Here is an 18392-nt window from a genome sequence, read left to right on the forward strand (position 1 = left end):
AGTAAATAACCGAAAATGTTTGCTTTATTTGCTTAATTGAGTATATAATAAAGTCACGAATGCAAATCAGAAAGTGTGGGATCAGTGATGGAAAAACTCGTCAATTTCAGAGATTTAGGTGGCTATCAGACCTTAGATAGCAAAAAAGTGAGGGCTGGTAAAGTGTTAAGGTCTGCCCAACCCGTTGGACTGGCAGATGCAGATAAAAACACTTTATTAAAAAATTACCAGCTCAAGAAAATCATTGATTTTCGCTCTCAAAAAGAAGTCGCCGAAAAGCCTATTGACACTTTAACAGGTGTGAGCTACCTCAACATTGATCTGATGAAAGACATCCCATCAGGCACAGCCAGCCTAGAAGATTTGCTGAAAAATCCGACGATTGCAGAAGTTGACCATGCCTTAGAGAACGTTTATGGTGAGTTGGTCATGGATAAAACCAGCCAAAAAGGCTATGCCAACTTTCTGAATCAGATTATCGCGCAAGAAAATGGTGCCGTGCTCTTTCACTGTTTTGCCGGAAAAGATCGCACGGGCATTGGCGCAGCGCTTGTCCTGAGTCTTTTAGGCGTTTGCAAAGCCGATATCGTCCATGATTATCTGTTGACAAACAGGCAAAGGCAAGTAGAAAATCAAAAAATGAAAACCGTCGCAGCGGCACAGGGGATGACTGATGAGCAGCTTTTAGCCTTGGATAGGCTCCTGTCGGTTGATGAGATTTATCTCAACCATGTTTTTGCTAACATCAGCGAGCACTATGGAACGGTTCAAGCTTATGCGACTGAGGCGCTGAATTTTGAGAGAGAGAAGCGGGACTATCTGCGTGAGCTATTATTGACAGATTAAAATGTTCAAAGTTGACTTGAAATAAATGAAATGAAAAAATAATGCAAAAAAAAACGTAAACCCACTTTACAACCCATCACTTTTGCGCTACAATAAATCTGTAATAAAAATAACAAAATAAAATCATTGTTAGAAATAATCATAGCGAAAATGATACAAAATTTTGAACTGAAAACCATATAAATAAAGGGGACTTCTCGTGATTGTGATTGAGAAGTCTTTTTGTTTTATTCTTGTCGTGTTTTGCAAGAATCAGAGTTAAGTAGTTTTTTCAAAAGGTGGAAACTATAACCCCCTTGGAAAAATTTAACCCCTCTTTAAAAAAACGTAATCAAAGAAAAACAACATTAAGTCGTATGGCTTGATAATGTTCCAGATTTACTGTAATGTATGTGGTGTAACACGATGTTTTGGAAAGAAGGCGATTAGATGAAAATATAAATGAAAGCGCTTTATTTTTAAGCCGTAGTATGTCATGTACTTTGGTAGAAAATAGCGGACTTCCCAAACAGTGAGAGCGGTTTGCTCTTTGAAATCATTCCTACCAGCAAAAAGCAATCTAATTAGATGCTTTAAAAGGAGAAATACATGGATAAGAAAAAATTGGCGCTCATTTCAGTAGCGACTTTGCTGTCGTTTGGTGTGACAGGATTTGCATCATCTGATGAAACAGTTAGGGAGCCAAATCAGTCACAGCAAGTTTCAACTGTTCAGAAAGATTTTGATACCAGTAATATTGTGAGTGTATTTTACGATGGTAAGGATACACACGTAGCACTCACAAATGGTGAGAAGTGGACACTTGAGGATTATGAAGGAAAGCTTGGCGAGTTTGAATTTTCATCTCAGATTGAACCTGTAAGAACTCGTGGGATTCCAACAAGTTGGTATTTTACGAGTTCATGGTCTGGATACGGAAACGGTATGCCGTCTCGTGTCTATATAGACAAGACACTATTGTTTTATTATGGTGATCATGTACCTAGAGTGGCTGCGAGTCCAGCATGACAATTGAAAGGTCTACACTATGAAGAATAAACGCAAAACAAAGGGCTGGTATATTTTAATTGCGACAATGTCGATTCTATTTATTGCCTGTGTCGTCATGCAGATGCGTCCAATAACAAGAGCATCCATAAGGCTTTATGGTGTTAAAGATATCAAAGTTCACAAACTTACAGATGATGGAGAAGTGAATGATTTTAAGGTTGCTAGGTTGGTATTGATGAATGGGGAGGTTATTAATAATCCGACAAAAGCAGATATTGTTGAGAGAAGGTTAGGAACTTATCGAACTGGAGAAGAGTTTACTAGAATCACTGAGTTTGAAGAAGGAATGTTGAACTAAGAGTAATTAATTGAAAAAGTATACAAAGGGTAACGAACGGTTAAATTACAGCTTATAGACGAACTCTCAATTAGCATTGAAGGTTCGTTTTTTGATACATCCGAATTTGTCGTTGAATAATATGAAAAGTTAAACAATATAGTCATAAGAAATAAGGAGTTGAAGGAACTAAAAAAATAAACTGTATAAGAGTGTATACTTGATGCATTATTATTTTTTAGAGATATAAATTTACGAGTTAATTTGTTTGTGATTTTTATTTATAACCACATTTTTTTTTTTTTTTTATCGAAATTTAAGAAAGAAATATATAATTTTTTTGACAAAATGTCTTGTACAGACATATAAATTTTGTTAAAATAAAGACAAGAGTAATTGATAGCGTTTTAATTACCAATAAATAAAGTTTAGGAGACCATCATAATGGCAAAAATTAGTCTAACACCAGAACAACTCAAATCTCAAGCTAAAATTTACACAACAGCAAAAAATGAGATTGAGTCTGCAATCCAAAAAGTAGAACGTACGAATAAAGAAATTGAAAGTCAGTGGCAAGGTGCTGCTTTTCAAGCATACCTACAACAATATCAACAGTTGAAAAAGAATGTCGTACAATTTGAAAACCTGCTTGTAGATATTAACAAACAGTTGGATAAATATGCTCAAACGATTGAACAACGTGATGCAGAAGATGCAAAAAGTTTTGGTTTCTAAAATCCAGCGCCTTTTAGGGCGCTTTTTTGCGTTAAAATGTTCAGGTATTTTTATCCTAGTGATAGTTTCTCTCTTTTCTTTGTATGTTCAAGCAGATAGTAATGGTAGCCTAAAGATAAATACGGATATCCTTACAAATAATCATATACTTTCAGGTGGTGTTGGAGAATTTCCAATTCGAGGTGAATTATTTTCGACCGATTTAACTAAGGTATCTGAACAAAATAGAGAGGAAGAGAAAAGTATCATTCATCAGGCGGAAAGAATAGATTTTTCAAACCAAACAAAAGACATTTCAGAGGATAAGCAAAGCAAAAAATTGCTTTTTAAAGACTATCAACCGCAAGTCATCACGAAAAATAGTCAAGAAGATGTCCAACAAACGAACATGGTATTTTGGTTTGCTGTACCTTTGCTGTTCTTTCTATTATTACTAGGGATTTTTGCTGGAAGATGGCGAGTGCAATATAAAAGAAAAAAATCAAGAAGTGAGAATATACGATAATGATTGAAGTGACATTTGTATTAAATGGGCAGAAATTAGATGTACTAATACCGAGTAAAATTACTTTTCAGAGATTACATGAATTATTAAGAGAAGCTTTGATGCAGAATGGTTTTATGCTACCTGAGAATTATCATCTGAGACTTGTTGATAAAACTTTTCAGATAGGAGATTCAGATGTCTTGCGTGATTTTGGTATCTCAAATGGTGATCGCATAGAAATTTTGGTCGGGACTGAATTAGGAGAAAAAGAAAGTGAAACTATTTAACGGAAAAGAGTATTTAGAGTTCATCAAAGAGAATAATCAAATCCAAGTTATACTGAATAAAAAACAGTATGATAAGGATGCAACGGCGGTGATTCAAGCGTATTTCAAAGCAGAAAATGTAGAGGATACTCTAATAGTTACTTATGATTTACCTGAGGATGCAATTTCTTTTACCCAAAATGCTAAGAATGCTAAAACTAGAATAGAAAAATTACAACTGGCAGATAAAGTAAGTCAATTAGTTACCTTGGCGAATCATTATCAAATTCCTTTTATTCATCCTGAGAACTTATATTTTTCTGGAGAACATCTTTTTGTAGTTCATTTTGGATTGGATGGCATACTATCCCCTAGCCATTATGATAATACCTTTTTTTTACGAAACCTTAAAGCTCTTATTTTACCTCTTTTTAGTTCCAAGCTTAATTATGAAAAATTTTTGGAAGGTTCTTCTGCATTGACTGATAAGTTTTTACAGATGATTACTCAAGCTGAAGATTGTGAAACTCTCTTTTCTATTATTCGTCAAGAACTTATGACAACAGAGAGTGAAATCAAAGCAACTAAACGTTTAGTTTCTAAAAATATTTATCGGTTTTATCGTACTGTGGGTATAATTGGTTTGCTTGTTGCGATTGGTGTGGGAGTATTAGGTTATCAAACATCCAATACAAATAAAAAACAAGCTGCGATTATCGAAGCTCAAACAAGTTTCATGACAAATAATTATGCTAAAACACAGTCAGACCTAGAAAAATATGCACCAAAAGATTTGACCAAGTCTGCCAAATATATTCTTGCTGTATCAAGTATCAACTTAGCTGATTTAACTGCTACTCAAAAACAAGCAGTTCTCAATAATATTTCAATCAAGTCAGATGACAATACGCTGAATTATTGGCTTTATGTGGGGCGTGGAGAGTTTGAAAAAGCCCTCAACTTGGCACAGAATCTTGGGGATGAACAGCTGACTCTCCTAGCCTATACTGATTTGTATCAAACGACTAAGCTTAATGACAAAATGGATGGGGCGAAGAAACAAAAACTCTTGGCAGATTACAGTAAACAAATTGAAGAATTGACGAAGAAATTAGGAAAATAGAATGACGATTTTTGGATCAAGCGAGATAGAAAAAATAGAAAAATTTTTCATTGATGAACGGGTAAATCCGAGTGACTTGTTATTTGTGGTGTATATTTTAACAGATAAGTTAGTCAAGATAACACTTACTGAAAGTTTACCTTTTACAAATTTTCAAAATTATGAGTTCAGTGTTGTCAATGAAAATCTTTATATTAACGGAGATTCTGATAATCTGTATATTGATGGCGATATAAAAAGTTCGGGTTTTTATGAATTTGAAGGCCTAAACTTTTTGGTTCTTTCAAAAGAAGGAGCGGTAACTAAGTTTTTCGATTTTAATGAAGATACTGACCTTGTCATCAGTTCAGACGATTTTTCAGGAATCAAAACACCTAGTACTAGCCGTCTTGTTTTACATAGTAAGAGCTTACTTATTGATGTTGAAGATGAGTGGCTTTATCATAATGACGAAAAAGTCATTGGTAAGCAAACATTTGAATTAACTGACGGTACAAATATTTTAACGCCTTATTATCTTTTAGAAAAAAGACCAAAGCAGTATAAATTAACGTTTTGGTCTGATGAGATAAAATTTGATCGTCGTCAAGTTCTTTTACAGAATAGAAAACCTGAATTTCCAAAAGGCTTTCCAGATTATCGTAGAAGTCCAAGATTAAATCTTGAACTGCCTAAAGACAGCTTTAACTTACAAGGACTAGAGCCTGAACAAAATAATAAGCGTGATGGTCTTTTGAAAACCATTTTACCACCTCTGGGTATGATTGTGATGACGGGGATAATGACAATTGTAAGTGGTCAAAATCCTGTGATGTTGCTTGTTATGGTTGGTGCAAGTATCATGACAACATCTTTTACAGTGACACAATATTTTGAGGAGAAAAAGACTGCAAAACTTGAATTACTTAAAGCTAAAGAAGATTATGAATTTTACCTTGTTAGTGAAGTAGGAAAAATATCTACTGCTTACAGTCGCGAGAAAGAGATTTTAGCTTTTCAACAACCAAGTCCTGAACAGTTGGTTGAGCTAATTTCTACCTATGACTCAAGGATTTATGAACGTCAAAATTACAATAAAGATTTTTTGACAATTTCTCTTGGGTTAAGTGATAGTCCTTCAAATTTAAAAATTGAAACAGATGTTGATGCGAAGAACCTAAGTGATAATGCTGAGCATTTGAGAAAACTCAAAGAGCAGTTTGAGACACAAAGGCAAGTTCCGACACCAATTAGCCTATTGGAACAAACTTTAGGGCTTGTTGGCACACAAGATGTGCTGACAACGACACTTGAAAATATTCTTTTTCAGACTGCCTTTTTCCATTCTTATCGTGATGTTAATTTTATTAGTATTTTTCCTCGTAAAGTTTATCAGGATACTTGGTCGAAATGGGGTCTTTTACCACATTATAAATTGCAAGATTTAAATATGCGAGGCTTGATTTATAATGAAAAACTTCGTGATATTGTTCTTAATTCTTTTTTGCAAATCTTAAATAAGCGTAAGCAAGTTGTTGCTGAAGCAGGGAGAGAAAAAGTTCAATTTTCACCACACTATATTTTCACAATCGTAGATGATGAGTTGCTTGCTGGTCATGGCATTAATGAGCTTTTAGCAGAAGATATGAGTAATCTTGGTGTGACTGTGATTTGGTGCAAGGAAGATGTGACTCAACTGCCTGAAACGGTTGTATCTGTCGTAGAATTACCTAGTGCAACGAATGGTCAGCTTATTTCAGATCATGGTATTTATGTTGCCAAGGATTTTGTACCATACGCTACTTTACCAGAATTGGAAACAAGCCTTCGTAAACTTACGAATTTGAATCACTTAGAGGTTGAGAAGAACGCAGTTCCTGAAAGTTTGTCTTTGCTTGAACAATATGAAGTCCAAACGATTGAAGAATTAGAAATTTCAGAACGCTGGCTGAAAGCTGAACCAAATAAGTCAATTAAATCTCTTATTGGTTGGCGAGGCAAGTCTGACTATGCTTATTGGGATTTGCATGAACGTGGACATGGTCCACATGGTTTAGTTGGTGGTACAACTGGTTCAGGTAAGTCAGAATTTTTGACAACTTATCTAATTGGACTTGCAATCAATTACTCACCAGAAGATATTGGGATGCTTATTATCGACTGGAAGGGTGGTGGGATTGCTAATACCCTTGATAAGTTACCGCATTTTATGGGGGCAATCACAAACCTTGATGGTGCAGGAACAGCGAGGGCATTGGCAAGTATTAAAGCAGAGCTTGATAAACGTCAACGTGAATTTGCCAAGTTTGGTGTCAATAATATCAATGATTATATGGCACTTTATAAACAGCGCCACGAACAAAAAACAGGTGTTAATTATCCAACAAAACCACTACCTCATTTGATTTTAGTATCGGATGAATTTGCGGAGTTGAAAGCTAATGTGCCAGAATTCCTAGATGAATTAACATCAGTTGCTCGTATTGGGCGTTCGCTCGGTGTCCATCTTATTCTTGCGACTCAAAAACCGAGTGGTGTCGTCAATGATCAGATTGAAGCTAATTCCAAATCTAAGATTGCCTTGAAAATGGCGGGTGTGGAAGATTCAAACGAACTTTTGAAAACACCTGATGCAGCACATATCACAAACCCAGGTCGTGGTTATCTGAAAGTCGGAGAAAATGAAGTTTATGAACTTTTCCAAAGTGGTTATGCAGGTGTCGTTTATGATCCAGAAGCAACTTCTGAAGAAAAGATTGACGAACGTTTTTCAAAAATCAATGATTTAGGTCAGTATGAATTGATGTATGACCCTACTGAGGAAGTTATCCAAGGCAAGGATAAAAGCGATTTGCCAACCCAACTTGAAGCAGTGATCGAAGAAGTTGGGAAAATATTTGATACAGAAGGTTATGCGTTGCCAGATAAGCCATGGTTACCGAACTTGTCTGAGATGATTCCAACTTCAATTAACACAGCTACTGAAAATCGTGACTTAAAAATTCCGCTTGGTTTACTTGATATTCCAAGTAAACAAGCGCAAGAAGTTTATGAGTTTGACCTTGAAAAACAGGGGCATACAGCAATCTTTGGTAGCCCGGGTTATGGTAAGAGTACAGTACTTCAAACGCTTGTTATGAACCTTGCAAGAGTTAATACGCCTGAACAAGTCTATTTCAACCTCCTTGATTTTGGGACAAATGGACTTTTACCACTTAAAGATTTACCTCATGTAGCGGATATTGTGACATTTGAAGAAACAGAAAAGTGTCAAAAGATGTTAGCAAGCATCTCAGGCGTTCTTTCCGAACGAAAAAAACTTTTCAAAGAAGTTGGTGTTGCAACTCTCATCCAGTATGAAAATAAAACCAAGCAAAAATTACCTATCATCCTTAACATTTTAGATAGTTATGATGGGATCGATCCAGATGATAATTTCAAAGATGTACTTGACAGTATTTTGATGCCATTGTTGCGAGATGGCGCAGGTTTAGGTATTTATTTAATCATGACAGCAGGTCGTGAAGGTGCGGTTCGTATGAATATGATGAGCGGTATCACGACGAAAGTAGCCCTTTTTCTTAATGACGAGGCAGATGTTGAAGCGCTTATGGGACGTGAAAAAGTCATGCAAGTTCCGATTATTGGCAGAGGTCAGGTTATGTGTGATGTGCCGACAGCTATTCAGTTCCATCTGCCAGTTTCGGGTGGAAATAGTACGGAAGTTTTGAATAACCTCGAATTGGAAGTAGAAACAGCTGATAAGGCTTGGACAGGCGAACGACCTAAACAGATTCCAATGGTACCGGAGAAATTGAGTTTTGAAGAATTTGAAAGCTATATTGAATCAGAAAATAGCCTCTATCTTGGTTTAAATAAGATGACTGCAACTGCCACTAAAATCAAGCTTTTCATTGGAGAACCAATAGGAATTTTCCCTGCTAACAAAAAACAAGCGATATTCCTCTCAGACTTACTAGAGACTCAAGTTTCAGAGGTTGATGGAGAAGTTATTGTTGTTGATATGGTAGGTAATTTGTCAAATCTATCAAGCTCCATCATGGTACAGAAATCCGTAATGAATGAGCAAGGTTTTGATATATTTGAGTCGCTTCAAGCTGCTGTGGGTAAAAAAGATAAAAATTATTTGATCATTTTGAATGGTTTAGAACAAATTATTGAAAAAATGGCGATTTCTGATAGCGAAATGATTGAGCTAATTGAGGAATCAGGTAGTCATGTTCAATATATTTTGATAGACTTAATCGCAAATGTGGGGAATAATTATAGTGCGCTGACCAAGACAGTTAAAGATAATGTCCCACATCTTTTATTCAGTGGAGACATAGATGATCAAAATTTCATAGAAGTGACACAGGAGTTGCGTAAGAAAAAATTAAAACTTTCTGAAATGTTATATGTCAGAGATGAAGAAATTTCAACAATAGTTTTACCAAGAAAGGAGACACAGGATGAGTGATAAACATTCATTTTTACCCTTAGGAGCAGCAGTAAAAGTACAGGATGATGATGATGTTTATGTTCTTATCTCTCGAGCTTTTATGCAGTCAGCGGAAGGGGAAATTCTTACAGGGTATCAAGCGGTTATATACCCAATCGGACATGGCAGTCAAATTCCTTTACAGGTCGTTTATGGATCAGAAATCACAGAAGTGCTAAGTACAGGATACTCAGATAATAGAGAAGAAGGCTTCGTAGAACAAAGACTTCAAGAATTGAGAGAGCGTATCGAATTAGCAGATGAAGAGGATGATGCACCTGAAGAAACGGATGTGCAAGACGAATATGGTGATGTTCTAACGCATGAAGCACGTCTTGCGGAAGACCCCTTTTATAAATTTAGAAAGTAGAAAAATATGGCTATCGTATCAGATATTAACAAAGCTAATCAAGCTGTATCGAAATTTAAAACAACAAGTACGTCATCAGCTACTACAGTTAATGTGTCTATTAGTGATGCAACATCTATGCAAAATGGCATGAAGTTTGCGAATAATATCGTATCAAGAACAAATAGTTTGAATCAAAAGATTTATCAAGATTCAAAAGCCTTGCCTGCTTATGCGGAGAAGTTGAAACTAGCAGATGCCCAAGGAGAAAAGTTGTTTAAGACTATTCTCCCTAAATTCTAGGAGTAGAAGATGGCTGATATTTCAAGACAAATCAAGCAAAATGAAGCAAAGTTACTTGATATTAAAAAAGAGCAATCAAGTGTGACAGAGGGAATTTTTAATTTCAGTCAAACCTTGAAAAAGGCGCAACAACGATTGGAAGAGAATGCTCGAGTTTCCAATAATTCAAGTGATCGTATCAATAAAAAAGATTTAGCAGATGACCAATCCTTTGCGCATGAAGTCGCTTCTAAATTAAGAGGGTATGAAGCAGAAATCACATCAGCTTTCACTAGAGAACGTCGCTTACTCAAAACCGAAAATGATGAACTGAGACGGCAAAAAATTGAATCTGAAAATGAGGAGATAACAGATGGTGACTAAATACAATGTTAGTGAGTCCAATCAGCTTGTTTCAGGACTCCAAGCTAATTTATCGAATTCAAGAGAAGTATATAATAATCTAAGCCAAGCCATGGGGAACTTTTTTTCAGCTCTCCTGAGTAATCAGCTTCAAGGTGCAACTTATGCTAGTGCGAATAGATATTTTTCACAAGTTTTGAATCCACTTGTAACCAAAGGTAAACAAATCGTATCCGATGGTGAGGGAGATTTAAAAACTTTCACACGTGAGGCTGGAAAAATCAATCACTATGGAGACTTAGATAAGACAAAGTTAGAAGCTGATAAACAAGTAAAAGAAGAATTGAAGCGTTCAGCAGAAAACTATCTTTCTGAATTAAACAACTGGAAAGCTCTGAAAACGATTGAACCTTATATCTATGACCAGCTTGTAAAAATGGCTGAGACAACTCAGACACAAATGACCAAGGATATTAAAAAGATTGATGAAAAGCTCAAGGCTCTTGAGACGTTTGAGACGAATACCAATGAACTTTTTATCGATAGCTTTACAGCTTTAGAAGCATTTCAAAGGGCAGTAGCGGAATTGAAGAATGTCAAAATTTCAGCTACTGGACAGGTGACGATCCCTGATAACATCTTTAAACTTATTTCGGAGATGGATGCGGTGAAGTTGACAGCAGGGGGTATGGATTCTGAGAAAGCTAAAATAATAGCAATTTATAGAGAACAGTATGGTTTTGATGATGAAACGATAGAATTGTTACTTAAAACGCAAAAAGGTATTTCCTCAGAAAATGAGCATGAATATTTTGCTATGCTTGCGGGATTGTGTGATAATTATCGAGCGAAACGTTGGACAATAACAGCAGGAACTTTAGACCTAGAAAAGACAAAAGCATATTTCAAGAAATTAGGTTTGACAGATGAAGAAGTTGAAAAACTTTATCAGGTAATTAATCAACAACATGATCTAGTTTCAGAGGATACTACTCCAGATAATTTAAGAACTCGTGATTTTGCCCACGAAATGATTGCGTTGGCAATATTTAAAAATCAGAGTGTTAAAGGAGATAGTTCTTTACCTATAATTACTGGAAAAGGAATGTTAGATTTGTTTATGTTTGGACAAATTAATCAATTTTCAAGTTATAAAGGAGATGCTGCGAGTGGTCGCATTGGTAGAGATGATAAACAAAGTGATACAGATGTAACAAATATTTATAATAGATATATACAGAATCAGACTAGTATTTTGTCTGAATATAATATTTATAATGAACAACTATCAAATGGTCAAATCAATAGAGCGGAAGAATTTTTAAAAGGTTTGGGTAATGGAGATGTTAATAGAGGAAAAAAAGAGCTTGAAAAAATTATTATGTCATATAATTTTGGAGACGAATTTATGTCTGGATTTTCATTAAGTAAATATTTTATATCGAGTGGCTTTATACCAAATTCTAAGGAAGATTATGATAAGTTGAAAAAGGAAGGTTATGAAGATTATTTAAGCTATTTAGAGAAGGAGCTAAAAAAATGAAATTAGCAAAGAAAATTGTTTTCTTGCTTTTTCTTGCTATCTTATTGGTTGTTTGTCTTTTTATGAGTAATAAATTATCCAGCAATGTTCATCAACAACAAACATCATACCTTCAGTCTTTAAGAGAGAAGAAAGTACTAGTCATTGATGAATTAGCAAAACAAGGGATCACAGCGGAAGAAGATGATAGAGGCAAATTAGTTATCATAGATTCGAATATACGTTATGAATTTGATGAAGACGGTATAGAGTATATCGCAATAAATAAAGGTTGGATAAAACCTCAAAGTAATTATAAAGGGGAAATTTATAAAATAATTTTAGGTCAATTCAGCGGTATTGATACGATACAACTAATTTACTCTATGAAGAATTTAGACAACGGAAAGAAAAAATTTTGGGGCGATTTACCAATAAAAGAAACAAATCAAAGATTAAAACAAGAAGTTGCATCAAATGAAGAAATCAGAAAAGTCGTTAAAAAAGCTGAGACATACGAAAAAAAGATAAAGAAAATAGTGGAAACTATGAAATGAAGAAAAAAGTATTGTATAGTTTAGCATTGATAGTGGTATGTCTTTTATTAACATCATGTTCTAGCAAAAACGCTTTGAAATTTCAAAAAGGAGATTACTTACCTGTACTGACTTCTAAGAATAATATAGTGATTGAGAATTTGGAGAAAAAAGGTATTAAATCTGATTGGGGTAAAGCAGGATTTAAAGGGTTTGAATACGGAGATGATAAACTGCGTATATCAAAAAATGGAATTGACTATTATTTTGATGTAAATGGTGCTACTGATATATACCTTGAATTACCTTTTAGATATGTTCATGAAACAATTAATGGTGACATTGTGGAAGATTTTGAAGGAAGTGGAAATTTTAAAATAGAAGACGGGTGGTTGGAAGAACTTCATATTGAGATTGAAAGTATTTATACTACTGGAGATGTTGAAGAAATCTCAATAACTGTTCATGGTGGAATGGACAATCCTGCCTATGTTTATAAAATGGCTAATCTTGATAAACCACTCCGTACAATACCAGCACTTGGAAAGACAAAGGTTGGTGTTGCGACAATCAAATCATATCTACCAAATTCTGAGGTAAAAAAGATAATTAAGCAGTGTGAAGAATTTCAAGCTGATATCAAAAATGTGACATTGGAAAAATAATAGTTTTAATGAACTAAGGAGTTGAAAAAAATGAAGAAGTTCTTTAAGAGTTCATGGAAAATATATACTATACTAGCTTGTATATTTACAACTCTTGTCATTGTGATTTGGCTTGTGATGTCATATTTATCACAATATCGTTATTCTTATGGTGTTTCTGGTGGGTATTTAAAAACTTTAGAAAATAATCATGAATTAGTTATAAAGGATTTGTCTCAAGACAAGATAAATGCTAGTTATTTTTATGACGAAGATACATCATATGATTTGCTGAAAATTGAAGAAAAAAAGGTGGAATACTTTTTCAATCATAACGGAATTGCTCAAATTTATATAAAAGGTAAAACAGGTCATATTGAAATAGAAAAAATGTCAGATAGTGGTAAAGTTGAAAAAGTGATGTTGACTGCTTTTAGTGGCATAGATACTGCAAAAGCGAGTTACAATATCAATCAACTTTCTAAAGCAAGAGCCTATTTCTGGGGAGATTTACCACCAAAAGAATTAGATAAAATGATGAAAGACTATGTAGGTACAAATGATGAAATAAGAACAGTCGTACTTCGAGCTGAACAATATCAAAAAGATATAAAAAATATCTTAAAAAGTGTTGAAGAATAAAAAGGCTTATCGTTGAAACTAGCAGATGCCCAAGGAGAAAAGTTGTTTAAGACTATTCTCCCTAAATTCTAGGAGTAGAAGATGGCTGATGTTTCAAGACAAATCAAGCAAAATGAAGCAAAGTTACTTGATATTAAAAAAGAGCAATCAAGTGTGACAGAGGGAATTTTTAATTTCAGTCAAACCTTGAAAAAGGCGCAACAACGACTGGAAGAGAATGCTCGAGTTTCCAATAATTCAAGTGATTGTATCAATCAAAAAGATTTAGCAGATGACCAATCCTTTGCGCATGAGGTCACTTCTAAATTGAGAGGGTATGAAGCAGAAATCACATCAGCTTTCAATAGAGAACGTCGCTTGCTCAAAACTGAAAATGAGGCACTTAGAAGGCAAAAAAATGAATCTGAAAAGGAAATAACAGATGGTAACTAAATACAATGTTAGTGAGTCCAATCAACTTGTTTCAGGACTCCAAGCTAATCTGGCTAACTCAAGAGAAGTATATAATAATCTAAGTCAAGCCATGGGGAACTTTTTTTCAGCTCTCCTGAGTAATCAGCTTCAAGGTGCAACTTATGCTAGTGCAAATAGATATTTTTCGCAAGTTCTCAATCCACTTGTAACCAAAGGTAAACAAATCGTATTGGATGGGGAGGGAGATTTAAAAACTTTTACACGTGAAGCAAAAAAAATCAATGACTATGGAGATTTAGATAAGACAAAGCTAGAAGCTGATAAACAAGTAAAAGAAGAGACAAAGCGTTCAGCAGAAACTCATCTTTCTGAATTAAACAGCTGGAAAGCGCTGAAAACGATTGAACCTTATATCTATGACCAGCTTGTAAAAATGGCTGAGACAACTCAGACACAAATGACCAAGGATATTAAAAAGATTGATGAAAAACTCAGAGCTCTTGAGACGTTTGAGACGAATACCAATGAACTTTTTATCGACAGTTTTACAGCCTTAGAAGCATTTCAAAGGGCAGTAGTGGAGTTGAAAAATGTTAAAATTTCCTCATCTGGCTTTGTGACAATTCCAGATAATATCTTTAAACTTATTTCGGAAATGGACGGTGTGAAATTAGCAGCAGGGGATGGAAATTCTTATTATAAGGGATTGCCAAGTGGTTATCGAGACGAGATTGAAAAAATAATCGATAGTGAACTGTCAGCAACAGAAAAGGCAGATAAAATTGCAAGTATTTATGAACAGTATTTGTACTCTCTTAATCCAGAAGCATTTAAAAAGTATGATGAGATTAGGAAGAAATATGATGATGAAAAATCTTTCGAAAGAATTAAGGCAGAAGAAGAACTTACAAAAGAGTTACAAAAATTACCGATTGATATTCGAGAGATTGCTCGAATGCTTGGGGACGATGTTATCAGTATCTCAAGTAAGAATGGGTTTGATTATATGGAGTTCTATAATATGGTGCAAACTAATCACCCTCTTGATTTAAAGAAAAGAGAGTTTGGGGATTCGGGTTATTCTATTTGGTCACGAGGTTGGTCAGGAAATGAATCAACAGATTTTTTGGGCAACTACTTATATGGCTACTATGGTCAGGGTGTGCTAGCGATTGGAGGAGAAACTCTGAAAATTGCAGGAGGTGTCGCTCAGATTTGGAGTGATAGGGAGAAGAGACCACTAAAAATTATTGGTTATGTGGTTGGTGCAACTTTAAGTCCGATAGGCACTTTACTTGTCTGGAAACTGAAAGATTATGGTGATAACGCAGGTGATGGCAAGTATATTCAAATGGGAATAGATGACTATGAAAAATATCATAAAAAATAAACGTAAATGGATAATTTTAGTTGGTATACTATCTTTTCTCAGCTTATTTATAGTTTCAGGAGTATTGTTTAGAAATCATCTGCCTATCTATTTTCCAAATGAGGAAAAAAGAGAAATGGTCAATCTTTCAGAATTACAGCAAGATTCTTTCTTATATTTGAGAGTAAATCCAAAAGAACGAGATAATCTTCAAGTAGAAGTATACACTGAAGGTGGGAAAAAAATTCCATTGGGTGGTGTGACTGTAGATAGGAAAGAACCATTTTATGATAAAACATTATCAAATGATCCTAGTGGACCGAAAGAAGGATATTACTATTATTACGGTAGGATAGATGAGAATAAAATAAAAATCGTTACAAAAAACAAGACAAATCATATAGTATTTTCTCGAATTTTGATGTGGTATAGACATGGAGATGGTTGGTCTCTATATTGATAAAAAGGAATAGATGAGCATGCAAAATATCATAAAAAATAAACGTAAATGGATAGTTTTAGGTAGTATCTTTTCTTATCTCATCTTATTTATCTTATCTTATTTAGTTTTATGGTTGTTGCTTAGGAACCATCTACCTATTTATTTCCCAAATGAACAAAAAGTAAGAGAAATTAAATTTTCAAATGAAGAAAAACGGAAAACGTTGATTTTAAATATGAAAGTAGATTCAAATGAATTGGAAAATATTCAAGTTGAATTATACACTAAGTCTGGTAAAAAATTATCCTTGGGTGGAGTTGGAAGAACTAATGGGGAGCCAACTTGGTCAGAAAAATATGCAGCTGAAAAAGGGTATTACTATTATGAAGGTGGGATACCTGAAAATGATTTACTAATAGTTACGAAAAATAAGACGAAGCATATACTGTTTCCTCAATTTGATTTTTGGTTTTCGATTGGAAATTATTAACCATTATGGAAGACGAATGGCTACAGAGATAATTCAAATGGGGATAGATGACTATGCAAAATATCATAAAAAATAAACGTAAATGGATAGTTTTAGGTAGTATCTTTTCTTATCTCATCTTATTTATCTTACTTAGTTTTATGGTTGTTGCTAGAAACCATCTACCTATTTATTTTCCAAATGAGGAAAAAAGAGAAATGGTCAATCTTTCAGAATTACAGCAAGATTCTTTCTTATATTTGAGAGTAAATCCAAAAGAACGAGATAATCTTCAAGTAGAAGTATACACTGAAGATGGAAAAAAAATTCCATTGGGTGGTGTAACTGTAAACAAGAAAGAACCATTTTATGATAAAACATTATCAAATGATCCTAGTGGTCCGAAAGAAGGATATTACTATTATTACGGCAAAATAGACGAGAATAAAATAGAAATCATTACAAAAAACAAGACAAATCATATAGTATTTTCTCGAATTTTGATGTGGTATATATATGGAGATGGTTGGTCTCTATATTAACCTAATCTGAGAGAACACGGTTTTCCAAATCTTACTCAAGAAAGATATAATGAGTTAGTAAAACAATTTAGTGGGAAAGCAGACTTTGTGCATCAATCTATTACAGAAGCTACTCAATTTATGGTTACTCCTGACCGTATTAAAGAATTATCAGGGTGGCGTGGAGATGTAACAAATGGAGCAGGAAAAACACCATCTATGAATAATGATGATTATAAAGCAGATTTGGACGCAATAAATATAAAAATTATGATGGAGAAATTGAAAGTTTCTCAGTCTGAAGCTACTCAGCAATACTATAACGATTTAAGAAATGGCAAATATACGAGAGCGAGTATGTTTAACGATAATGTGGGCTTAAAATATGTGAAGGACTCCATACTTAAATCTTTTGGTGTGAGTACAATGGATGAGCTGAAAATAAAATCTATCGTTTCTTTTAATTTTATCGAATCATTAGAATCGAATAGTAATGACTTGATTGGGGGATAAAAAATGAAACCATTCTTTTCATTTTGGGATTTTCTTTTATTCACAATCATTATTTTCTTCGTAATTTGCTTTGTTGTATTGATAAATTTTACTTTAAAATTTAATAAAAGGAAACAAAGAATATATACTGCTGTATTTCTTGTGATTGTAGTTTGTAGCTATATATATATATAAAACCGACGTACAGTAATATTTATACTGAAATTTATGAATCAACTATAAAAAAAGGTATGTTATCAGAAGATACCAATGCTTTTAATGTTGATGAACGTTTATTTTACAATTTTAATGTAAGAAAAGTTAGAGAACTGTTGGGAGAAAAATCAGGTTTTGTTTTTTCTGCAAAATATAAGAATGAAGGAAAAGAATATTCTATATCATTGAAATATTCTGATGATAAAAAAGTGACATTTTGGATGGTTGATGATCAAAACCAGCGAACATCTGATGTTGCTATTTATAAAGAATTTAATAAAGTACTTATTGAATGGTTTAAAAAGGAATATATTTCAAGATTTTCAATAGATAATCTTGGAAATGTAAAAATTACATATCAGTGATAAATATTTTCAAGATTCAAAAGCTTTGTCTGCGTATGCGGAGAAGTTAAAACTAGCAGATACCCAAGGAGAAAAATGGTAACTAAATACAATGTTAGTGAGTCCAATCAACTTGTTTCAGGACTCCAAGCTAATCTAGATAATTCAAAGAACGTTTATACTAATTTAAAGCAAGCGATGGGGAATTTGTCTAATGCCCTTGCGAGCAATCAGCTTCAAGGTATGACTTATTACAGTGCTAATAGGTATTTTATGCAAGTTCTCAATCCGCTTGTGACTAAAGGTAGTAAAATTGTATCAGATGGGGAGGGAGATTTAAAAACTTTTACACGTGAAGCAAAAAAAATCAATGACTATGGAGATTTAGATAAGACAAAGCTAGAAGCTGATAAACAAGTAAAAGAAGAGACAAAGCGTTCAGCAGAAACTCATCTTTCTGAATTAAACAGCTGGAAAGCGCTGAAAACGATTGAACCTTATATCTATGACCAGCTTGTAAAAA

The 18392-nt window shown here is 34.0% G+C and carries 23 protein-coding genes; all 23 read left to right on the forward strand.

Going from position 1 to position 18392, the window contains the following annotated elements; translation table 11 throughout:
• The first annotated feature begins 87 nt into the window (after positions 1-87).
• Positions 88-846, forward strand: a complete 759-nt coding sequence (locus RsY01_RS09615; RefSeq protein ID WP_094785322.1) for a tyrosine-protein phosphatase — start codon at positions 88-90, stop codon at positions 844-846.
• A gap of 588 nt (positions 847-1434) precedes the next feature.
• The gene (locus RsY01_RS09620; RefSeq protein WP_094785323.1) at positions 1435-1854 is read left to right on the forward strand and encodes a hypothetical protein; all 420 of its coding nucleotides are present in this window, start codon (positions 1435-1437) and stop codon (positions 1852-1854) included.
• A gap of 19 nt (positions 1855-1873) precedes the next feature.
• Entirely contained in the window at positions 1874-2194 is a 321-nt protein-coding gene (locus tag RsY01_RS09625) for a hypothetical protein (RefSeq protein WP_094785324.1), read from the forward strand.
• A 423-nt stretch (positions 2195-2617) separates the two neighbouring features.
• Positions 2618-2908, forward strand: coding sequence for a WXG100 family type VII secretion target (locus RsY01_RS09630; RefSeq protein WP_094785325.1), 291 nt, complete (start codon positions 2618-2620; stop codon positions 2906-2908).
• Positions 2886-3413, forward strand: a complete 528-nt coding sequence (essA, locus tag RsY01_RS09635; RefSeq protein ID WP_238594973.1) for a type VII secretion protein EssA — start codon at positions 2886-2888, stop codon at positions 3411-3413. Before RsY01_RS09630 ends, essA begins: the two co-directional genes overlap by 23 nt.
• Positions 3413-3682 (forward strand): EsaB/YukD family protein, encoded by a 270-nt coding sequence (locus RsY01_RS09640; protein WP_094785327.1) that lies wholly within the window; start codon positions 3413-3415, stop codon positions 3680-3682. Before essA ends, RsY01_RS09640 begins: the two co-directional genes overlap by 1 nt.
• Entirely contained in the window at positions 3669-4784 is a 1116-nt protein-coding gene (gene essB, locus RsY01_RS09645; protein WP_094785328.1) for a type VII secretion protein EssB, read from the forward strand. The genes RsY01_RS09640 and essB overlap by 14 nt, the downstream gene beginning before the upstream one ends.
• Position 4785: 1 nt before the next feature.
• Entirely contained in the window at positions 4786-9243 is a 4458-nt protein-coding gene (essC, locus tag RsY01_RS09650; protein ID WP_094785329.1) for a type VII secretion protein EssC, read from the forward strand.
• On the forward strand, positions 9236-9634 hold the full coding sequence (locus RsY01_RS09655; protein WP_094785330.1) for a DUF4176 domain-containing protein: 399 nt from the start codon (positions 9236-9238) through the stop codon (positions 9632-9634). Before essC ends, RsY01_RS09655 begins: the two co-directional genes overlap by 8 nt.
• Before the next feature lie 6 nt (positions 9635-9640).
• Complete coding sequence (locus RsY01_RS09660) at positions 9641-9916, forward strand: hypothetical protein (protein ID WP_094785331.1); 276 nt, start codon at positions 9641-9643, stop codon at positions 9914-9916.
• A 9-nt stretch (positions 9917-9925) separates the two neighbouring features.
• On the forward strand, positions 9926-10279 hold the full coding sequence (locus tag RsY01_RS09665) for a hypothetical protein (RefSeq protein ID WP_094785332.1): 354 nt from the start codon (positions 9926-9928) through the stop codon (positions 10277-10279).
• Positions 10269-11801 carry a hypothetical protein gene (locus RsY01_RS09670; protein WP_094785333.1) on the forward strand — a complete coding sequence of 511 codons (1533 nt, stop codon included), beginning with the start codon at positions 10269-10271 and terminating at the stop codon, positions 11799-11801. Before RsY01_RS09665 ends, RsY01_RS09670 begins: the two co-directional genes overlap by 11 nt.
• Positions 11798-12337 carry a hypothetical protein gene (locus RsY01_RS09675; RefSeq protein ID WP_094785334.1) on the forward strand — a complete coding sequence of 180 codons (540 nt, stop codon included), beginning with the start codon at positions 11798-11800 and terminating at the stop codon, positions 12335-12337. Before RsY01_RS09670 ends, RsY01_RS09675 begins: the two co-directional genes overlap by 4 nt.
• Positions 12334-12981, forward strand: a complete 648-nt coding sequence (locus RsY01_RS09680; RefSeq protein ID WP_094785335.1) for a hypothetical protein — start codon at positions 12334-12336, stop codon at positions 12979-12981. The genes RsY01_RS09675 and RsY01_RS09680 overlap by 4 nt, the downstream gene beginning before the upstream one ends.
• Positions 12982-13011: 30 nt before the next feature.
• A complete protein-coding gene (locus RsY01_RS09685; protein WP_094785336.1) occupies positions 13012-13602 on the forward strand; it encodes a hypothetical protein in 591 nt (196 codons plus the stop codon).
• Positions 13603-13683: 81 nt separating this feature from the next.
• On the forward strand, positions 13684-14034 hold the full coding sequence (locus RsY01_RS09690; protein ID WP_094785337.1) for a hypothetical protein: 351 nt from the start codon (positions 13684-13686) through the stop codon (positions 14032-14034).
• On the forward strand, positions 14024-15406 hold the full coding sequence (locus tag RsY01_RS09695; RefSeq protein WP_094785338.1) for a polymorphic toxin type 44 domain-containing protein: 1383 nt from the start codon (positions 14024-14026) through the stop codon (positions 15404-15406). The genes RsY01_RS09690 and RsY01_RS09695 overlap by 11 nt, the downstream gene beginning before the upstream one ends.
• A complete protein-coding gene (locus tag RsY01_RS09700; RefSeq protein ID WP_094785339.1) occupies positions 15384-15845 on the forward strand; it encodes a hypothetical protein in 462 nt (153 codons plus the stop codon). The genes RsY01_RS09695 and RsY01_RS09700 overlap by 23 nt, the downstream gene beginning before the upstream one ends.
• A 19-nt stretch (positions 15846-15864) precedes the next feature.
• Positions 15865-16317 carry a hypothetical protein gene (locus tag RsY01_RS09705; RefSeq protein WP_094785340.1) on the forward strand — a complete coding sequence of 151 codons (453 nt, stop codon included), beginning with the start codon at positions 15865-15867 and terminating at the stop codon, positions 16315-16317.
• A 47-nt stretch (positions 16318-16364) separates the two neighbouring features.
• The gene (locus tag RsY01_RS09710; protein WP_133063211.1) at positions 16365-16838 is read left to right on the forward strand and encodes a hypothetical protein; all 474 of its coding nucleotides are present in this window, start codon (positions 16365-16367) and stop codon (positions 16836-16838) included.
• Positions 16839-16925: 87 nt separating this feature from the next.
• Positions 16926-17330, forward strand: coding sequence for a hypothetical protein (locus tag RsY01_RS09715; protein ID WP_133063212.1), 405 nt, complete (start codon positions 16926-16928; stop codon positions 17328-17330).
• 230 nt (positions 17331-17560) lie between these two features.
• Positions 17561-17890: a hypothetical protein gene (locus RsY01_RS09720; RefSeq protein WP_094785343.1), complete on the forward strand. Its 330-nt coding sequence runs from the start codon at positions 17561-17563 to the stop codon at positions 17888-17890.
• Between the two features lie 75 nt (positions 17891-17965).
• Positions 17966-18392: hypothetical protein (locus RsY01_RS09725; protein ID WP_432205775.1), on the forward strand; the 427-nt coding region annotated here is incomplete at its 3' end.

This window comes from Pseudolactococcus reticulitermitis (assembly GCF_002260845.1).
GTDB classification, from domain to species: Bacteria; Bacillota; Bacilli; order Lactobacillales; family Streptococcaceae; genus Pseudolactococcus; species Pseudolactococcus reticulitermitis.